The sequence below is a fragment of the Herbaspirillum sp. B65 genome, from assembly GCF_000333555.1.
Lineage (GTDB): Bacteria > Pseudomonadota > Gammaproteobacteria > Burkholderiales > Burkholderiaceae_D > Herbaspirillum > Herbaspirillum rubrisubalbicans.
Window position 1 is genome coordinate 1 of the sequence record NZ_BADI01000282.1, and the last position, 17,877, is coordinate 17,877.

A 17,877-nucleotide genomic window follows, 5' to 3' on the forward strand; every position below is an offset into this window, starting at 1 on the left:
AGCGCACCACCAGGATGGTCAGCAACAGGATGGCGGCCAGCGACAAGCCCTGCAGCACCAGCCGGTCCAGCCACAGCGGATTGTCGCTGTCGAGGAAATAGGGATTGGGCATGAGCGCGGCCAGGTAGATCCAGCGCCCGCTTTCCACCTGCATCTGGATCACCAGGACCGGGGCCGAGTTGGGCTTGGTCAGCAGGATGTGCTGCACCCAGTTGTCGGGCAGGTCGTTGACGGTCAAGCCATCGCTGGCCACCGGCAAGCCATCGGGCCAGGCGAAGGCCAGCCGTGCTTGCGGCAGGAAGGGCAGGTCTTCGCGCAGGGTCTGGGCGGTCACCTCCAGGGCCAGGTCCGCCAGGTGGCGCGGGCCGATGGACTGGACCGGCACGGCGCTGCTGTTGGCATTGATGAAGAAGCGGGTGCCGCCCATCTCGCGCAATTGCTGGATCATCAGCGGACGATAGTTGGGCGGCAGGCTGACGAAGTAGCGGATCGCCGAGGCCGCGCTATGGGCCAGGTGCTGGGCGGCGATGCGGGTCTCGGCCTCGGACTTGCTGCGCAATTGCGCGGCCCAGATCATGCCGCCGGCCACCTGGGTCACCAGCACGCCAAAGATCATCACCACCGACAGGCGCCCCAGCAGGGAATCCGGCAGCAGCCAGTCCAGCAGGGCGGCCAGGCGAGCGCGCTGGCTGGGCGCGCTGGCAGCGACAGTCTCGGCCGCCGGCAGCGGCGCCACGCTCTCAGGCGGCGGCACTGACGTCGGCCGAGAAGACATAGCCAACACCACGCACGGTCTTGATCAGGTGCGGCTGGCGACCACCGTCATTCAAGCGCAGGCGCAGCTTGCTGATCTGCACGTCCAGCGAGCGGTCCAGCGGGCCAGCGTCACGACCGCGGGTTTCTTCACATAGCACGTTGCGATCGAGCACGTCACCCGGATGTTCGACGAAATACTTCAGTAATTGGTAGTCCATGCCGGTCAGCGGGACGATCTGGCCGGCGCGGTCGGTCAAGGTACGCTCCACCGTATCGAGGCTGAAGCCGGCGAAGCGGTAGTAGCGCGGCGCCGCGCTGCTGTCGATGCCGATGCGGCGATGGATGGCCTTGATGCGCGCCAGCAGCTCGCGCGGGCTGTAGGGCTTGGCGATGTAGTCGTCGGCGCCCAGTTCCAGGCCCACCACGCGGTCGGTCTCATCCGAACTGGCGGTCAACATGATGACCGGCACATTGGACTTGCGCCGCACCGCCTTGCACAGGGCAAAGCCATCGGTATCGGGCAGCATCACATCCAGGATCACCAGCGAGAGCTCATCGGCAACGCGCTGGAATTCGCTGAGGAAGGCTGCGCCATCATGGGCCAGGCTGACCTCGTACTGGTTCTTTTCCAGGTAGGCCTTCAAGAGCGTGCGGGTCTTCTGGTCATCGTCGACGATCAATATCTTGCGCGTCATGGTGCTTCCATCTCCAATGTCTTAATCGTTGCGATTGCGCGCCACGGTGCGCGCAATCGCTGCAAGTCGTTTCTGCGCCTGTTCCTCGCTGATGCTGCGGTCGAGGAAGAAGCGCTGCACCTCGGCCACGATGGCGTCCTTGGTGGTGTCGTCGGTGGTCATGCGGTGTACCAGGCTGGGGGCCTGATAAGCCGGCCCCTTGCTGAAGGTGCGCCAGGAGTCGCGTGCGCAGCGGTCCATGTGAGGATCAGGCGCACGCAACACCGGGATCGAACCCTTGATCCTATTGTATTCGGACTGCACGGCCGGCGACATGGTCAGCCGCGCCAGGGTTTCCTGCATGGCCTGGTGCGCATGGTTGCCGGCGAACATGGCCAGGGTATCGGTATTGTAGAGGTGGAACTCAGCCGTGCCTGGCGCTGGCGCGCAACCGAACTGCTGGTCCACTTCCATGCCCCAGGCATTGAGTTCGCCCTTGGCCCAATCGCCCATGATGAGCATGGCCGCCTCGCCGCTGACCATGCTGCGCGCCATTTCGGTCCACGGCCGCTCGCGCAGCGGCTGCGGCATGGCCGCCGCGAGCGCCCGGAAGCGCTTGAGGATATGCAACATGCGCGCATCGAGGAAGGCGGCCGGGTTCATGTCCACGAACAGGCGCCGGTAATAGGCCGGGCCACTCTCGGCCAGCACCAGGTTCTCGAACAAGCCGGCCAGCTGCCAGGCTTCGGCGCTTTGCGCCAGCGGGATGATGCCAGTGCCTTGCAGCTTCTTGACGATATGCTCGAACTCATCCCAGGTGCGCGGCGGGCTCAAATGGTAGCGCTGGAAAATGGCGATGTTGTAGAACAGTGAATTGATACGGTGGATGCCCAGCGGTGCGGGCACCACGTGGCCATGGTTGTTGAGCAGCGACCAGACGGTGGGAAACATCAGCTTTTCCCAGTTGCCCTGGGCGGCCACGTTGTCCAGCGTCAGCAACAGGCCAAGGTCGGCCCATTCGGCGAAGACCACGCCATTCAATTGCGTCACTTCCGGCGCGCGGTTGGCCAGCACCATGCTCTTCAAGACCTTGGCCGCGCCCATGCCGGCGCCGCCCGGGATGGCCACGTCGCGCCACTGGATATTCTCTCGCGCCAACTGGTTGACCACCACGTTGATGGCCTGGCGCTCGCTGGCCGAGGTCCACCAATGCAGTACCTGCAGCGAAGCCACCGGGTTGGCCGGCGCGGCGGCCGGACCGGCTGCCGCTGCCGCGGGTGCAGCCGCGGGTGCAGACTGCGCCTGCGCCATCCCCAGACCCAGCCATAGCGTCCAGGCGAGCAGCCACCCGGCGACCAGCCCGCAGCGGGCCGGGCCGGTGCGTGCATTCGCGGGCCGTTTCGTTGTTGTCATGCGCTTGCCTGTCTCCAAACCGGAACAGACTATAGCCGGCTACCTGCCATTGCGCAATTTACGCCTGCGCCTGCCGCGCCTCATCGATGAAGGCGCGCAGGTAATCGATCTCGACATCGCTTTCGCGCGCGCCCAGGTAGATGTGCTTGGCAATGCCGTGCTTGCCCAGCCGCACCGGCACCACCGCCATCTGCTGCGCATATTCCAGCACCAGCCAGCGCGGCAGCGCGGCCACGCCGCGCCCGCTGGCCACCATCTGCAACATGATGTCGGTGGTCTCGATGGTCTTGTGACGGCGCGGCACGATGCCGGCCGGGGCCAGGAACTGGGTGTAGATGTCGAGCCGGTCCACCGGCACCGGATAGCTCACCAATACTTCATTGCTCAACTGCTTGGGCTTGACGTAATCCGCATCGGCCAGCCGGTGATCGGCCGCCACCACCAGCACCTGTTCGTAATCGAACACCGGCTCGAATACCAGGCCGGGCTTGTCCAGCGGATCGGGCGTGACCAGCAGGTCGATCTCATAGCCGAACAAGGCACCGATGCCGCCGAACTGGAATTTCTGCTTCACGTCCACATCCACGTCCGGCCAGGCCGCCAGGTAGGGCGAGACCACCTTGAGCAGCCATTGGTAACAGGGGTGACATTCCATGCCGATGCGCAGCGCGCCGCGCTCGCCCTGGGCGAACTGGCGCAGCCTTTCCTCGGCCAGGCTCAGTTGCGGCAAGACGCGATTGGCCACCGCCAGCAGGTATTGGCCGGCTTGCGTCAAGCGCAGGTGGCGGCCTTCGCGCAGCCAGATGTCGGTGCCCAGTTGCTGTTCCAGCTTCTTCATGCTGTGGCTCAAGGCCGACTGGGTCACGTGCAGCACGCCGGCTGCCGCAGTGAGCGAGCCCTGGCGCTTGACCTCCTGCACGATGGAAAGATGGATGCGGTCCAGCATACTATGAATGAAACTCATGGATGGTTGAGATATAACCATTTTACTTCATGCACCAGGAAACTTAGGATGCCTGCATCGACGACTTTTCCCGGAGCACTGCATGACCACCATCCACAATCTCGGCTTTCCCCGCATCGGCGCCCGGCGCGAACTGAAGTTCGCGCTGGAGTCCTACTGGAAGGGCGAGTCCTCGCTTGCCGCGCTGGAAGAGACGGGCGCTCAATTGCGGCGCCGCCATTGGCAGGACCAGGCCGCGCTGGACCTGGTGCCGGTAGGCGATTTTTCCTTCTATGACCAGGTGCTGGACATGAGCGTGACGCTGGGCAACCTGCCGGCGCGGGTGCAGGATTTCCACGGCCATGCGCTGGACAATTATTTCCGCGTGGCGCGTGGCCGCTCGGCGCCGCAGGCCCATGACAGTTGCTGCGCCGGTGTGGCGGCCGGCGAGATGACCAAGTGGTTCGATACCAACTACCACTACATCGTCCCCGAATTCCATGCCACCACCCGCTTTACGCTGGATGCCTCGCGCCTGCTGGCGCAAGTGCGCCAGGCGCAGGACCAGGGCGTGCAGGCCAAGCCGGTGATCATCGGCCCGGTCACCTACCTGGCGCTGGGCAAGGCCAAGGATGGTTCGGACAAGCTGGCCCTGCTGGAGCGGCTGCTACCGGTGTATTCGCAGTTGCTCGACACGCTGGCCGCAGCCGGGGTGCAATGGGTGCAGATCGACGAACCGATCCTGGTCACGGAACTGGATGCCGACTGGCAACACGCGCTCAATCACGCCTATCACCACCTCAAGGTATGCAAGGTCAAGCTGCTGCTGGCCACCTACTTCGGCCAGTTGCAGGAGAACGGCTACCTCGCCGCCAACCTGCCGGTGGCGGGCCTGCATGTGGATGCCATCCAGGGTCGCGAGGAGGTGGCCGGCCTCCTCAATATCCTGCCGCCGCACAAGGTGCTGTCCTTGGGTGTCATCAATGGCCGCAACATCTGGAAGACCGATCTCAGCACCCTGCTGGACTGGCTGGAACCGCTGGCCCAGCGCCTGGGCGAACGGCTGTGGATTGCGCCGTCCTGCTCGCTGCTGCACGTGCCGGTCGATCTGGCGCAGGAAGAAAAACTGGATCAGGACATCCAGTCCTGGCTGGCCTTCGCCGTGCAGAAGCTGGATGAATTGCAGCTCATCGGCCGCGCCCTGCGCGAAGGTCGCGCTGCCGTGCAGGAAGCCTTGCACGCCAATGCCGCAGCACTGGCGGCACGCCGCACCTCGCCGCGGGTGCACAACCCGGCCGTGCGCGCCGCACTGGCGCAGTTGACGCCCCAGCATGGGCAGCGCAACAGCCACTACCCGGAGCGCGCGTCCAAGCAGGCGGCGCTGCTGCAATTGCCGCTATACCCGACCACCACCATCGGCTCCTTCCCGCAGACCGCCGAGATCCGCCAGGCCCGCAGCCATTACAAGGCCGGTCAGCTGGATGAAGCAGCTTATCGCACCGTCATGCGGGCCGAGATCGAACGCAGCGTGCGCGAGCAGGAAGCGCTGGGCCTGGACGTGCTGGTGCATGGCGAAGCCGAACGCAACGACATGGTGGAATACTTCGGTGAGCAATTGCAGGGCTATGCCTTCAGCCAGTTCGGCTGGGTGCAATCCTATGGTTCGCGCTGCGTGAAGCCGCCCATCCTGTTTGGCGACATCAGCCGCCCGCAGGCCATGACGGTGGAGTGGATCACCCATGCACAGTCGCTCACGAGCAAACCCATGAAGGGCATGTTGACCGGCCCGGTGACGATCCTGAACTGGTCCTTCGTGCGCGACGACCAGCCGCGTGCCGACAGTTGCCGTCAACTGGCACTGGCCATCCGCCAGGAAGTGCTGGACCTGGAAGCAGCCGGCGTGCGCGTGATCCAGATCGATGAAGCGGCGCTGCGCGAAGGCCTGCCGCTGCGTCGCGCCCAGTGGCAACATTACCTGGACTGGGCGGTGCAGGCTTTCCGCATCACCGCCAATGGCGTAGCCGATACCACGCAGATCCACACCCACATGTGCTATTCGGAGTTCAACGACATCATCGCCTCGATTGCCGACATGGACGCCGACGTCATCACCATCGAGACTTCCCGCTCGGACATGGAGTTGCTCGATGCCTTCGACCACTTCAACTATCCCAACGAGATCGGCCCCGGCGTCTACGACATCCACTCGCCCAACATCCCCACCCAGGAACACATGGTGCAGTTGATGCAGAAGGCGGCCGAACGCATCGATGCGCGGCGCCTGTGGGTCAACCCGGACTGCGGCCTGAAGACGCGCCAGTGGGCTGAAGTGATTCCGGCCCTGCGCAACATGGTGGCCGCCGCGCAGACATTGCGTGCGGCCCATCATGAATTGGCGCAGGCGGCCTGAGGCGGAAATGGCGTGCGGAAAAAAACTAAGTTTTTCCTGATATAAACTTTTGCAAGGCAGACCCTTCACGGTCTGCCTTTTTTTATTCTTCCTTGCAAATCGCTGACAATGGTCTTTCAGCGAAGTCCCTTTTCTGGCGCGCATTTCCAGTCAGTTCTTTGTCAGTTTCCCGCGTTGCGCAATCTTTACATGATGCGTCTTTTTCGGGCCGAACCTTTCTGCACAACGGTGCTCGAAGACTAACACCGGGCAACACTCACAAAGAATCAGGCACGGTTACATCCCATCACAATTCACAGGTCAACTGGGCGACACGACCGCTCGTTAGCGGGGCTATCCCAACGCCGTTTCCATCATCCGTACCGGATCGAGGACAAGCATCATGACAACAAGAAACAAAACTTCCGCCATCATCGTCTCTGCCTCATTGCTGGGCGCCGTGCTAGCCCTGTCGGCCTGCCAGAAGCAGGATACGCCACCGCCCACCGCTGCTGCCGCACCGGCGGCGCCCACTACGCCACCCTACACGCCGCCCACGGCCCAGCAACTGTCGCAGATGGTGGCGCCCATCGCGCTATTCCCGGACAAGCTGGTGGCACAGGTGCTGGCCGGGGCCACCTATCCCGACCAGATCGTCGCGGCCAACCAGTGGCTGGGCCAGAACAACGCGCTCAAGGGTGACATCCTGCAGGCCGCCGAAGAAAAGGAACCGTGGGACGTCAGCGTCAAGTCGCTGACCATGTTCCCGGCCGTGCTGTCGCAGATGGCCAGCAACGAAGACTGGACGCGCTCGCTGGGTGACGCCTTCGTCAACGATCCCAACGACGTGATGAACGCCATCCAGGAACTGCGCCTGCGCGCGCAGCAAGCCGGCAACCTGAAGAGTTCCTCGCAACTGCGGGTATCGAGCACGGTGCGCAGCAGCGAATCGGTACGCGTGGAGAATGCGCCCGAGCCGCGCACGGTCTATGCCGGCGCCCCGGTGATCCCGCCGCCGCCGCAGACCATCGTGATCGAATCGAGCCAGCCCGATACCGTCTACGTGCCGACCTATAACCCGGCGGTGGTGTATGGTCCACCGGTGCCGGTCTATCCCGGTTACGTCTATCGCCCGCCCAGCCCGGTGGCCAATGAAGTAGTGGTGGGGGCCTTGAGCTTTGGCGTGGGCGTGTTCGTGGGTGAGGCCATCAGCCATCACAGCGACTGGGGCTGGGGCTGGCACGACTGGGGTATGCACTGGGGTGGCTCGGGTGGCGGCGACTGGCAACGGCCGGCGGTGGTGTACAAGAATGCCACCTATGTCTCGCACTCGACCACCATCGTCAATCGCGTGACCAACAACAATGTGACGATCAACAATACGCGGGTGGTGAACAACAACGTCAACAACGTGAACAATGTCAGCAACATCAATAACGTGAATAACGTCAACAACGTGCGCAACGTCGAGCAACGCAATATCACCAACTACAACCAGACCCGCATCGACAACCGCCATGAAACGGCCGCCCCCGCTGCGACGGCCATGACCATGCCGCACTTCACCGCCAGCGATGCGCGTGTGGGCGCCATGCCGGAGCGCCGCGAGCAGATGGGGCAGCAGAAGATGGAGCTGGCCAATGTCCATGCACAACCGGCTACACCATCGGCTGCACAGCACGAAGCCGCCCATGCCAATGATGCGCATCAACGCCAGGAGCTGGAACAGCAGGCCGAGCGTGAACGCTTGCAGGCCCAGCAGAACGAGCAGCAGCAAGCGCGACTGCAGGCTGAACAAAGGAAGTCCCAGGCCATGAAGCAGCAAGAGCAAGAAAATGCCCGCCTCCAGGCACAGCAGGCCGAGCGCCGCCAAGCGCAGACGGCGCGCGCCGAAAGACCCGAACCCCGTTCGGAAAACAAGCCCGAGCATGAACAGAAAGCGGCCATGGAAAAACATGAAGCCGCCGCGCATGAACATGAACATGAACATGAACATGCTACTGACAACCATGCCGCGCAAAAGCACGAAGCAGACAAGCACGAGGAAGAAGAACGCGGCAAGGAAAAGCGCGAAGCCGAGAAGCACGAGGGTTGAACTGACAGCCTCACGCCAACTGCATGAACCAATGAAGAAGGGCCGCCCTGAAGCGGCCCTTTTTCATGTTGCCCTCCTCAGCTACCGAAGCGATCCGGGTCGGTGCGCTGGTCCAGTGTCAATTGCAGGAAAGCCAGGTCCAGCCACTGGCCGAACTTGGTGCCGACCTGCGGCATGTGGCCGACCTGTAGGAAACCCAGTTTCTTGTGCAGGGCGATGGAGCCGACGTTGCTGGCATCGATGGCGGCCACCATCACATGCTTGCCCACCGCCCGTGCACGCGGGATCAATGCCTGCATCAGCGCTTGGCCCAGGCCCTGGCCGCGATGATCCTGGTGGACATAGACCGAGTGTTCCACCGAATGGCGGAAACCATCGAAGGGACGCCAGTCGCCGAAGCTGGCATAGCCCAGCACCTTCTCATCCTCGACGGCCACCAGCACCGGATAACCAAGCTGGCGCCGGGCAGCCAGCCAATCCAGGCGGTTCTGGTCGTTGACCAGGGTGTCGCTCCAGATGGCGGTGGTGTGGACCACGGCGTCGTTGAAGATCTGGGTGATGGCGGGGATGTCGGCGGGAGTGGCGTCGCGGATCTGCATGAGAGGACTTATCGGATATCAGGTTCAGGAAAGACTATCGACTAGGGCGCCAGTGTAGCCGAAGACGCCTGTGGATGAATTTGCCCATCCCCCTTCGTCTTAAGACATCTGACAACTAGAGGTGTTAAAATTCGCCCGCTCATCCATAGAGCAGCACTTCTTGCCGGATTTGTCCGAATGACAAGACCAGGGGAATGATAAGAAATGCCGGCCCGTGAGGCTGGACGCTTGATCGGAGACGAGTTGATCCACTCTGAGATTGCGACGCATGGCAGACTCCATCATCTCGACGGTAGCACCCGCGTACCTTGGCTCGGCCAGCGGCACGGGACAGCGCACGCCGGTCGTGGCGAGGGAGCAAGCCGGGCGACGCCTTCTCGCCCATGGCGCAGTTGCCCCGGCAGCTTGCGCGACTTGTTTTCCACCCACTCCACACTGCCTCCACCATGACCACCAAGTTCAGTCCCTCGCGGCGCGCCGTCCTGGCCGCCACTGCAGCGGCCGTGCCCATCGTCTCGCTGCCCTTGCTCAAGCAGGCGCGGGCCGATGGCCTGGAAGGCATCGAGCTGCAGCACTACAAGCCGGTGTTCTTCGACGATGCCCAATGGCGCTTCATCCTGGCCGCCTGTGACCGCCTGATCCCCGCCGAAGGGCGCGGGCCGGGCGCGCTGGAAACCAATGTGCCGGTCTTCATCGACCAGCAGTTGCATCACGGCCTGGGTAGCGATATCTACCAGCAAGGTCCGCACCCGGCGGACTTCCCTTCCACACTGGGCTTCCAGATTCCCTATGCGCCGCAGGACATCTATCGCATCGGCATCAAGCTCACCCAGGAAGTCAGCCAGCAACAACACGGCAAGCCCTTCGAGCAACTGGAAGCCAAGGACAAGGATGCCTTGCTGACAGCGCTGCAAAAGAATGGCGTCGATTTCGCCGCGCTGGGCGAGAAGGCCATGAAGCCTTCGCAATTCTTCGGCCAGCTGCTGGGCGATACCAAGAACGGCTACCTGGCCGATCCCATGTATGGCGGCAACAAGGATATGAAGGCCTGGGTCGCCATCGGCTTCCCCGGCGCACGTGCGGCCTATACCGAATGGGTGGACCAGCACAACGTGAAGTATCCGCTGGGGCCCGTGAGCCTGTCGGGCAAGCGCGCGTAATCGTGCGCGGCCCTCTGATGTTCACGCCTGCAACCTCTTACCGATTCCATCTCCATGCCTAATATCACCAACGACGACGTCGACGTCGTCATCGTCGGCCTCGGCTGGGCCGGCTCCATCATGGCCATCGAACTGGCCCAGGCCGGCCTGAAGGTACGCGCCCTGGAGCGCGGCCCGGACCGTCCGCCCGAAGATTTTGCCTATCCCAAGCCGGCCGACCAGTACGGCTACGCTACCCGCAACAAGGTCTTCGCCACGCCGCGCGATGCTGCCCTGACGGTGCGCTACAACACCGCGCAACAAGCGCTGCCCACGCGCAAGTGGGGCGCCTTTGCGCCCGGCACCGGCGTGGGCGGCTCGGGCCTGCACTGGACCGCGGTATTGATCCGTCCCACGCCCACCGACCTCAAGCTCAAGACCTACGCCGACCAGGCCTACAAGCACAGCAAGCTCGATCCCGAGATGCGCATCAAGGACTTCCCGTTCACCTGGAACGAGATCGAGCCACACTACGATTTCTTCGAAAAGGTGTGCGGCCAGTCGGGCAAGACCGGCAACCTGCGCGGCCAGATCCAGCCGGGCGGCGACCCCTTCGAAGGTCCGCGCTCGAACCCCTATCCGCTGCCGCCGCTGCATGACACCTACAACAGCAGCCTGTTCGCCGAGGTGGCGCGCAAGATGGGTTACCACCCCTTCCCCAATCCCTCGGCCAATGTCTCGCAGGCCTGGACCAATCCGTATGGCGCACAGATCGCACCCTGCAACTATTGCGGCTTCTGCAGCAAGTATCCCTGCCTGAACTATTCCAAGGCTTCGCCGCAGACCACCATCCTGGATGTGGTCAAGCGTATGCCCAACTTCGACTACAAGGTCAACGCCAACGTCATCCGCGTGGATCTGCACGCCGACAAGAAGACCGCGCGCGGCGTGACCTATATCGACGAGAACATGAAGGAAGTGTTCCAGCCGGCCAAGATCGTGATCCTCTCCAGCTTCCAGTTCGCCAATGTGCGACTGATGCTGCTCTCGGGCATCGGCAAACCCTATGACCCGATCAGCGAGACCGGCGTCATCGGCCGCAACTATGCCTTCCTCTCCAATGGCGGGGCCACGCTGTTCTTCAAGGACAAGCATTTCAATTCCTTTGCCACGGCCGGCGCCACCGGCGAAATGTTCAACGACATCTCGCCGGGCAACTTCGACGACGGCATCAAGCAGGGCTTCATCGGCGGCGCCAAGATCCACAGCTCGCAAGCCTCGGGTGCCCCGATCGGCACCGCCCTGCCACCGGGCACCCCGAGCTGGGGCCGCGGCTGGAAGGAAGGCATGATCGACTGGTACGACCATTCCATGAAGATCAGCATCACCACCACCTGCATGTCCTATCGCGGCCACTTCCTGGACCTGGACCCCAACTACAAGGATCCCTGGGGCCAGCCGCTGTTGCGCATGACCTTCGACTGGCGCCAGAACGAATTGAAGCTGCAACGCTACCTGCGCGACATCGTGCTGAAGATCTCCAAGGAGCTCAATCCCGACCACATGTCGGAAAGCTTCCTGGCCCTGGATTCGCACTGGGACATCACCAAGTACGTCTCCACCCACAACGTGGGCGGCGCCATCATGGGTGATTCGCCGCGTGACTCGGCCTTGAACAAGTACCTGCAATCCTGGGATGTGCACAACGTCTTCGTCCCTGGCGGCAATGCCTTCCCGCAGAACTTCCAGGCCAATCCGACCGACACCATCGGCGCCATCACGCTCATGGCGGCACAGGCCATCAAGACGCAGTATCTGAAGAACCCCGGCCCGCTGGTCCAGGTATAAGGGGGAGAGAACATGAAAAAACTGACTTCATTGTTTGCCACCCTGGCCTTGTCGCTAGGTGCGTTGTCCATGGCCCACGCGGCCGACCAGGACCTGGTGGCGCGCGGCCAATACCTGGCCCGTGCCGGCGACTGCATGGCCTGCCACAGCGCAGTCGGCAAGCCAGCCTATTCGGGCGGGCTGGCCATCGACAGCGGCCACGGCACCATCTATTCCACCAACATCACGCCGGACAAGGAACACGGCATCGGCAACTACAGCGAGGCCCAATTCGCCAATGCCGTACGCCGTGGCGTGCGCGCCGATGGCACCCAGCTCTATCCGGCCATGCCCTACCCCAGTTATGCCAAGGTGAGTGACGAGGACATCCATGCCCTCTACACCTACTTCATGCAAGGGGTCAAACCGGTGGCCAGCACGCCACCGGCCAGCGAGATGAGCTTCCCCTTCAATATCCGCTGGGGCATGAAGCTATGGAATGCGTTCTTCGCCAATGACAAGCCGTTCCAGGAGCAGGCGGGCTGGAATGACCAGATCAAGCGCGGCGCCTATCTGGTCGAAGGCCTGGGCCATTGCGGCAGTTGCCACACGCCGCGTGGCGTGGCCATGAACGAGAAGGCCAGCGACAGCAGCCAGGCGCAGTTTCTCTCGGGCGGTGATCTGAACGGCTGGGCCGTGCCTTCATTGCGCGGGATGCCGCACTGGAGCGCGCAGGACATCGTCGACTACCTGCAGACCGGTCGCAACAAGACCGCCTCGGTGGCCGGTGAAATGAGCCTGGTGGTGGAGCACAGCACCGCGCACCTGAAGTCCGATGATCTGCAGGCCATCGCCGCCTACCTGAAGACGCTCTCGCCGGTGGCCGCCAGCAGCAGTGGTCGCGTCACCCCGCAAGGGGCCGAGGCCACCGCCAAGAAGCTCACTGCGGCCAAGGATCTGAGCCTGGGCGAGCGGCTCTATCTGGACAACTGCGCGGCCTGCCACTTCGTCACGGGGCGGGGTGCACCGGGCATCTTCCCGGCCCTGGATGGCGCCACCGTGGTCAATGCCGACAACCCCAGCGCCTTGCTGCATGTGATCCTGGCCGGGGCGCGCACACCCTCCACCGAGAAGGCGCCGTCGATCCTGGTCATGCCGGGCTTCGCTCATCGTCTCTCGGACCAGGAAGCGGCTGAACTGGCCAGCTTCGTGCGCCAGGGCTGGGGCAACCACGCCGGTGCGGTCTCGGCCAGTGAAGTGAACCGGATGCGGGCGGGTATTGCCAAGCACGGTTCCTGATCCATTGCACTGATCGTGGTAACGCAAGGCTCGCATGGAAACATGCGGGCCTTTTTTACATCTGTAGGTCTTGAAAGGAAGCGCACGGCGATTGACCAGGATGGCCGATCACGCCACTATAGGGCCCAGGAATTCCTCTTGAAAGCACGCATGTTCCCCACCTACGGCGCCACCTATCGCGGCAAGCACATCAGCGTCTCCTGCACGCAGCAACGCCAGGGTGAGGTCATCTGCGCCGTTGCCATCGACGGCGAGCCGGCACCCGGACTGCGCGGCAATCCCTTCGGCTCGGCGGCCTCAGCACAGGTGGCCGGGGTCGGCTATGCGCGCGCGGTGATCGATACCCTGCTCGACAATGACGTGGCCGAGCATCACGGTTACTTCATCCGGGTCAGCAGCACCGAGCAGATCGACGGTACCTGGGTCGGCCATTACCAGCTGCATCGCAACGACAACCCGGTCGCCTTCCGGCGCGTGGCGTGTGAGGATTTTCGCGGCAATACCTCGGTGGAAGCTGAACAATACGCGATGGCCACGGCCTTTGTGGCAGTGGATGCCGATATCGCCACCGGCAAGCTCTGATCGCCAGAGCGCGCCTCAGGCGGCTTTCTTGCGACGGCTGGGAAGCTTGTCGTGCTGGGCCAGGATGGCCGACAGCAAGCCCGGGAAACGCTGCTCGATATCGGCGCTGCGCAAGGTATTGATGTGGGTGGTGCCATTGCTCTCGGTACGCACCAGGCCGGCTTCGCGCAAGACCTTGAAGTGGTGCGAGACGGTGGACTTGGGACGCCCGCCATCGAGCTCGCCACAGGTCGCGCATTCGACGCGCGCCAGGTGGCGCACGATCTCCAGGCGAATCGAATCGCTCAGTGCATAGAGCACGCGCTCCAGCACGAACTCGGCAATCTCGGGATGTTTGTAGGGACGCATCTGCAGGATGATACACCTTGGGTTATACTTGTTCCATAGTTCGAATATCTTCGAACCAACGAAGCAGACAATGCGCATCGGCATTGCCTGACAATTCTCTTTCATTGTTGACAGGAAAAAAATCCCTCATGTCCGCCCTCTTCACCCCTTTCAAGCTCAATGACCTGAACTTGCGCAACCGTATCGCCGTGCCGCCCATGTGCCAATACATGGCGGTGGATGGCAAGGTCAATGCATGGCATCTGTCGCACTATGCCAGCCTGGCCCGGGGCGGCGCCGGCCTGGTGATCGTGGAAGCCACGGCGGTGGCGCCGGAAGGTCGCATCACCCCGGCCTGCACCGGCATCTGGTCGGATGAACTGGCCCAAGCCTTCGTGCCGGTGGTGCAAGCCATCAAGGCGGCTGGCGCCGTGCCCGGCATCCAGATCGGCCATGCTGGTCGCAAGGCCAGCGCCAACCGTCCGTGGGAAGGCGATGATCACATTGCCGCCGATGATCCGCGCGGCTGGGAAACCCTCTCGCCCTCCGCGATTGCCTATGGCCGTGGCTTGCCCAAGGTTCCCAAGGCCATGAGCCTGGACGACATCGCCCGCGTGCGCCAGAACTTCGTGGATGCCGCCATCCGCGCCCGTGACGCCGGCTTCGAATGGCTGGAATTGCACTTCGCCCACGGCTACCTGGGCCAGAGCTTCTTCTCGGCGCATACCAACCAGCGCGACGACCTCTATGGCGGCAGCGTCGAAAACCGCGCCCGCTTCCTGCTCGAAACCCTGCGCGCCGTGCGCCAGGTATGGCCGCAGCACCTGGCGCTGACGGTGCGTTTCGGGGTGCTGGAATACGATGGCCGCGATGAACAGACCCTGCTGGAATCCATCGGCTTGGTGCGCCAGTTCAAGGACAGCGGCATGGACATGATCAGCGTGACCGTCGGCTTCACCATTGCCGAGGTACAGATCCCCTGGGGCCCGGCCTTCCTCGGCCCGATCGCCAAGCGGGTGCGCGACGAAGCCGGCGTACCGGTGTCCTCGGCCTGGGGCTTTGGCACGCCGGAACTGGCCGAGCGCGCCGTCAAGGAGGGCCAGCTCGACCTGGTGATGGTGGGTCGCTCGCACCTGGTCAATCCGCACTGGCCTTACCAGGCCGCCAAGGAACTGGGCGTAGAACGCCCTTCGTGGACGCTGCCGGCGCCGTATGCACACTGGCTGGAGCGCTATTGACGGGTTGCCGGTCGGCAAGGCCAGCGGTTCAGGAATTTCCTGAGCGGCGTGTGGGTTTTCTAGGGAAAATCACTAGAGCCAAATGTAATGAGCTCTCCTAAGATGAAGTCGTCTTGAGGAGATCACCATGTTCACCCCCTTCTTGCTGAATGTCGTTCTGTTGATGCTGTTGACCGTGGGATTGTCTTCGGTGGGCATCTACCTGTTGGCCGAAGCCCACTGGCGGCATCACCCGCTGGCCCGCGCCGCCAGCTTGCCGGAACAACCGCTGCCTTATTGATCCAGCAGGAATGTTGGTGTGATGGTGTTAGGCCCCCTGGTCGTTGATCCGGGGGCTTTTTTTGGTCGTTCAATAGAACAGCAAGGACAACAACGGCACACTGGCCAGCAACAAACAGCCCAGGAAGGCAGCAAGGAATAGCAGTTTTTTCTTTCGGGACACCATGGCAAGCCTGCAGAGGTAAAAGGGATGCAAGGCCGCAGTGTACCGCGCCCATTCGCTTTGCGACCATGCCCGCTCCATGTACAGTTCCGATCAGCCATCCCAACTGACTGTAGTGGCGACGCAAGTGGCACGGTACAAAGTCTGTAACTGTACCGGGACGGTGGCCTGGAACTGGCCGTACAATCATGATCCGATTGGCCATCCCCGCGGCCGCCCGTGCGGCAGCCCCAGCCTCATGTCCTCATCCAATATCGCCAAGTTGCTGTTGCTGGCCGCCATCTGGGGCACCAGCTTCATGCTCATGCGTATCGCTGCACCCATCTTCGGCCCCATGCTGACCACCTTCGGCCGCGCCGCGCTGGCCACGCTCGCGCTGCTGGCCTATGCCCGCGTGCGCGGGGTGCCACTGCACTGGCGCCGCAACTGGCTGCCCTACCTGGTCATCGGGGTGTTCAATACGGCCTTGCCCTTTGCCCTCTTTGCCTGGTCGGCACTGCACATTCCCTCGGCCTACATGGCCACCATGAATTCGCTGGCGCCGATCTTCACGGCCATGTTCGGCTTCCTGCTGATGGGCGAACGGCTCAGCCTGCTACGGACCGCGGCCTTCGTGCTGGGCCTGGTGGGCGTGGCGGTGCTGGTGGGCATCGGCCCGGCGCCGGCCGACGCGCTGGTCATCGCCGGGGTATTGGCCGCCATGGGTGCCGCGGTCAGCTATGGCTTTGCGGCCACCTTCACGCGGATGCGTGCCGGTGGCATCCCGCCCATCGCCATGGCCACCGGCAGCCAGTTCGCCGCCGCCCTGTGCCTGCTGCCGCTGGCAGCGCCCGCGGTGCCGCACGCGCTGCAAGCCGGGACGCTGCCGGCGCTGCTGTCCGTACTGGTGCTGGGGGTAGTCTGTACCGGGCTGGCATATGCACTATTCTTCCAACTGATTGCCGCCGAAGGGGCAACCAAGGCCATCACGGTGACTTTTCTGGTACCCATGACGGCCTCGCTGTGGGCCTGGCTGCTGCTGGATGAAGCGGTGACCCTGGGTACCGTGGCCGGCATTGCCATCGTGCTGGTAGCGACCGCCATCGCCTTGCGGGCCAAGCCGGCAGTAGCGCTCAAGGACAAGAAGGCGCTCGCCTGAGCGCATCAAGAAGTGCCGTGCTCGGCCTTGAGGTAGTTCCAGACGCGGTCGATATCGGGGTTGGCGCCATCCAGGCGGCGGTAGATGCGGATATCCATTTCATCGCACCACAAGCCCTGCGCCAGCGCCTCGCTGTCAGTGGGGGCGATGGCCAGCGTGAGCTTGCCTTCGGCGATCTCGCGCGCCACCGCGCTGGCCGGCAGCCAGGCGATGCCATGCCCTTCCACGGCCATGCTCTTCAAGCCCTCGGCCAGGTCGGTTTCGAAACGACGGAACAGGTGCACGCGACGCTGGCTGGAATGCAAGGCCTTTTCGACGATGCGCGAGAGCGAGGAATACGGCGAATAAGCGAGCAAGGGTTGCGGCTCATTGGGCGTGCCCGGCAGCACGTACTTGGGCAAGCCGCTGGGTAAGACCTTGACGTAGGGGCGCAGCGGCTCCTTGCCCAGCGAAAGGACCGCATAACGTTCGGTATCGAGCGCGATGCCCTGCTGGCGATGGTCATAGCACAGCAGCAGATCGCAGTTGCGCTCCACCAGGGCCATGACGGCGTCGTGGACGTTGCCGGCCATCACCGTGGTGGTGATGGTGCCGATCTTCTTTTCGATTTCCGAGAGCAGCTTGGGGAAGACCGTCAGCAACAGCGTGTGCGGCATGGCAAAGCGCAGCGACGATTGTGCCCCGGCCAACTGGCCGCGCAGCACCAGTCGGGCCTGCATGGACTGGTTCAGCATTTCCTTGGCAATCGGCACGAAGGATTCGCCGGCCGGCGTGAGCGTGCAGGGGTAGGAGGAGCGGTCGAACAGTTCCGCGCCCAGCCAGGTTTCCAGCGAACGGATGCGGCGTCCAAAGGCCGGTTGCGTGACATTGCGCAACTTGGCCGAGCGGCTGAAGTTCAGCGTTTCGACTACCGAGAGGAAGTCCTCCACCCATTTGATTTCCATGCTTGCCTACCCCGTTGGCCTGCCGCGCTGGTCAGGCGGCTTCTCTACGGCGTCGGCCACCTGGTTCTTGGC

At 63.2% G+C, this 17,877-nt stretch carries 15 protein-coding genes and 1 pseudogene; 9 read left to right on the forward strand and 7 right to left on the reverse strand.

The genetic code is table 11. The annotated features are described in order from the left end of the window. The 4 genes and pseudogenes from I5W_RS07390 to I5W_RS07405 form a co-directional block, all read right to left on the reverse strand. Positions 1-775: pseudogene (locus I5W_RS07390) on the reverse strand (ATP-binding protein); the annotation flags it as partial. Next, entirely contained in the window at positions 741-1,451 is a 711-nt protein-coding gene (locus I5W_RS07395; RefSeq protein WP_044528747.1) for a response regulator, read from the reverse strand. The gene I5W_RS07395 and the pseudogene I5W_RS07390, both read right to left, overlap by 35 nt. A gap of 21 nt (positions 1,452-1,472) precedes the next feature. Then, positions 1,473-2,843, reverse strand: a complete 1,371-nt coding sequence (locus tag I5W_RS07400; RefSeq protein WP_044528748.1) for an ABC transporter substrate-binding protein — start codon at positions 2,841-2,843, stop codon at positions 1,473-1,475. A 58-nt stretch (positions 2,844-2,901) separates the two neighbouring features. Beyond that, positions 2,902-3,789, reverse strand: coding sequence for a LysR family transcriptional regulator (locus I5W_RS07405; protein WP_044528749.1), 888 nt, complete (start codon positions 3,787-3,789; stop codon positions 2,902-2,904). Positions 3,790-3,889: 100 nt separating this feature from the next. Between I5W_RS07405 and metE the strand changes: the two genes are divergently transcribed. Both metE and I5W_RS07415 read left to right on the forward strand, forming a co-directional pair. Beyond that, the gene (gene metE / locus I5W_RS07410) at positions 3,890-6,196 is read left to right on the forward strand and encodes a 5-methyltetrahydropteroyltriglutamate--homocysteine S-methyltransferase (RefSeq protein WP_044528750.1); all 2,307 of its coding nucleotides are present in this window, start codon (positions 3,890-3,892) and stop codon (positions 6,194-6,196) included. A gap of 382 nt (positions 6,197-6,578) precedes the next feature. Then, a complete protein-coding gene (locus tag I5W_RS07415) occupies positions 6,579-8,270 on the forward strand; it encodes a DUF3300 domain-containing protein (RefSeq protein WP_199901714.1) in 1,692 nt (563 codons plus the stop codon). A gap of 77 nt (positions 8,271-8,347) precedes the next feature. On the opposite strand, the gene I5W_RS07420 is transcribed toward I5W_RS07415, so the two are convergent. Then, positions 8,348-8,869, reverse strand: coding sequence for a GNAT family N-acetyltransferase (locus tag I5W_RS07420; RefSeq protein WP_044528752.1), 522 nt, complete (start codon positions 8,867-8,869; stop codon positions 8,348-8,350). Positions 8,870-9,315: 446 nt separating this feature from the next. Here I5W_RS07420 and I5W_RS07425 point away from each other — a divergent pair, with 446 nt between their 5' ends. The 4 genes from I5W_RS07425 to I5W_RS07440 all read left to right on the forward strand — a co-directional run bounded on the left by I5W_RS07425 (position 9,316) and on the right by I5W_RS07440 (position 13,716). Further along, positions 9,316-10,029 carry a gluconate 2-dehydrogenase subunit 3 family protein gene (locus I5W_RS07425; protein ID WP_017449995.1) on the forward strand — a complete coding sequence of 238 codons (714 nt, stop codon included), beginning with the start codon at positions 9,316-9,318 and terminating at the stop codon, positions 10,027-10,029. A gap of 54 nt (positions 10,030-10,083) precedes the next feature. Further along, positions 10,084-11,856 carry a GMC family oxidoreductase gene (locus I5W_RS07430; protein ID WP_017449996.1) on the forward strand — a complete coding sequence of 591 codons (1,773 nt, stop codon included), beginning with the start codon at positions 10,084-10,086 and terminating at the stop codon, positions 11,854-11,856. Positions 11,857-11,868: 12 nt separating this feature from the next. Further along, the gene (locus I5W_RS07435; RefSeq protein ID WP_044528753.1) at positions 11,869-13,134 is read left to right on the forward strand and encodes a c-type cytochrome; all 1,266 of its coding nucleotides are present in this window, start codon (positions 11,869-11,871) and stop codon (positions 13,132-13,134) included. A gap of 150 nt (positions 13,135-13,284) precedes the next feature. After that, positions 13,285-13,716, forward strand: coding sequence for a hypothetical protein (locus tag I5W_RS07440; RefSeq protein ID WP_044528754.1), 432 nt, complete (start codon positions 13,285-13,287; stop codon positions 13,714-13,716). A 15-nt stretch (positions 13,717-13,731) separates the two neighbouring features. Here I5W_RS07440 and I5W_RS07445 read toward each other — a convergent pair whose 3' ends face one another. Continuing rightward, positions 13,732-14,064 (reverse strand): ArsR/SmtB family transcription factor, encoded by a 333-nt coding sequence (locus I5W_RS07445; RefSeq protein ID WP_008333354.1) that lies wholly within the window; start codon positions 14,062-14,064, stop codon positions 13,732-13,734. A 128-nt stretch (positions 14,065-14,192) separates the two neighbouring features. Between I5W_RS07445 and I5W_RS07450 the strand changes: the two genes are divergently transcribed. The 3 genes from I5W_RS07450 to I5W_RS07455 all read left to right on the forward strand — a co-directional run bounded on the left by I5W_RS07450 (position 14,193) and on the right by I5W_RS07455 (position 16,861). Next, positions 14,193-15,281 carry an NADH:flavin oxidoreductase/NADH oxidase gene (locus I5W_RS07450; protein ID WP_044528755.1) on the forward strand — a complete coding sequence of 363 codons (1,089 nt, stop codon included), beginning with the start codon at positions 14,193-14,195 and terminating at the stop codon, positions 15,279-15,281. A 127-nt stretch (positions 15,282-15,408) separates the two neighbouring features. Further along, the gene (locus tag I5W_RS32390) at positions 15,409-15,561 is read left to right on the forward strand and encodes a hypothetical protein (protein ID WP_017450000.1); all 153 of its coding nucleotides are present in this window, start codon (positions 15,409-15,411) and stop codon (positions 15,559-15,561) included. Between the two features lie 400 nt (positions 15,562-15,961). Continuing rightward, positions 15,962-16,861, forward strand: a complete 900-nt coding sequence (locus tag I5W_RS07455) for a DMT family transporter (protein WP_017450002.1) — start codon at positions 15,962-15,964, stop codon at positions 16,859-16,861. 5 nt (positions 16,862-16,866) lie between these two features. Here I5W_RS07455 and I5W_RS07460 read toward each other — a convergent pair whose 3' ends face one another. Next, entirely contained in the window at positions 16,867-17,805 is a 939-nt protein-coding gene (locus I5W_RS07460) for a LysR family transcriptional regulator (RefSeq protein ID WP_044528756.1), read from the reverse strand. Positions 17,806-17,877: the final 72 nt, after the last annotated feature.

Coding starts and splice junctions, on each gene's coding strand:
- I5W_RS07395 (WP_044528747.1), bottom strand. CDS start 1,451: ATGACGCGCAAGATATTGATCGTCGACGATGACCAGAAGACCCGCACG.
- I5W_RS07400 (WP_044528748.1), bottom strand. CDS start 2,843: ATGACAACAACGAAACGGCCCGCGAATGCACGCACCGGCCCGGCCCGC.
- I5W_RS07405 (WP_044528749.1), bottom strand. CDS start 3,789: ATGCTGGACCGCATCCATCTTTCCATCGTGCAGGAGGTCAAGCGCCAG.
- metE (WP_044528750.1), top strand. CDS start 3,890: ATGACCACCATCCACAATCTCGGCTTTCCCCGCATCGGCGCCCGGCGC.
- I5W_RS07415 (WP_199901714.1), top strand. CDS start 6,579: ATGACAACAAGAAACAAAACTTCCGCCATCATCGTCTCTGCCTCATTG.
- I5W_RS07420 (WP_044528752.1), bottom strand. CDS start 8,869: ATGCAGATCCGCGACGCCACTCCCGCCGACATCCCCGCCATCACCCAG.
- I5W_RS07425 (WP_017449995.1), top strand. CDS start 9,316: ATGACCACCAAGTTCAGTCCCTCGCGGCGCGCCGTCCTGGCCGCCACT.
- I5W_RS07430 (WP_017449996.1), top strand. CDS start 10,084: ATGCCTAATATCACCAACGACGACGTCGACGTCGTCATCGTCGGCCTC.
- I5W_RS07435 (WP_044528753.1), top strand. CDS start 11,869: ATGAAAAAACTGACTTCATTGTTTGCCACCCTGGCCTTGTCGCTAGGT.
- I5W_RS07440 (WP_044528754.1), top strand. CDS start 13,285: ATGTTCCCCACCTACGGCGCCACCTATCGCGGCAAGCACATCAGCGTC.
- I5W_RS07445 (WP_008333354.1), bottom strand. CDS start 14,064: ATGCGTCCCTACAAACATCCCGAGATTGCCGAGTTCGTGCTGGAGCGC.
- I5W_RS07450 (WP_044528755.1), top strand. CDS start 14,193: ATGTCCGCCCTCTTCACCCCTTTCAAGCTCAATGACCTGAACTTGCGC.
- I5W_RS32390 (WP_017450000.1), top strand. CDS start 15,409: ATGTTCACCCCCTTCTTGCTGAATGTCGTTCTGTTGATGCTGTTGACC.
- I5W_RS07455 (WP_017450002.1), top strand. CDS start 15,962: ATGTCCTCATCCAATATCGCCAAGTTGCTGTTGCTGGCCGCCATCTGG.
- I5W_RS07460 (WP_044528756.1), bottom strand. CDS start 17,805: ATGGAAATCAAATGGGTGGAGGACTTCCTCTCGGTAGTCGAAACGCTG.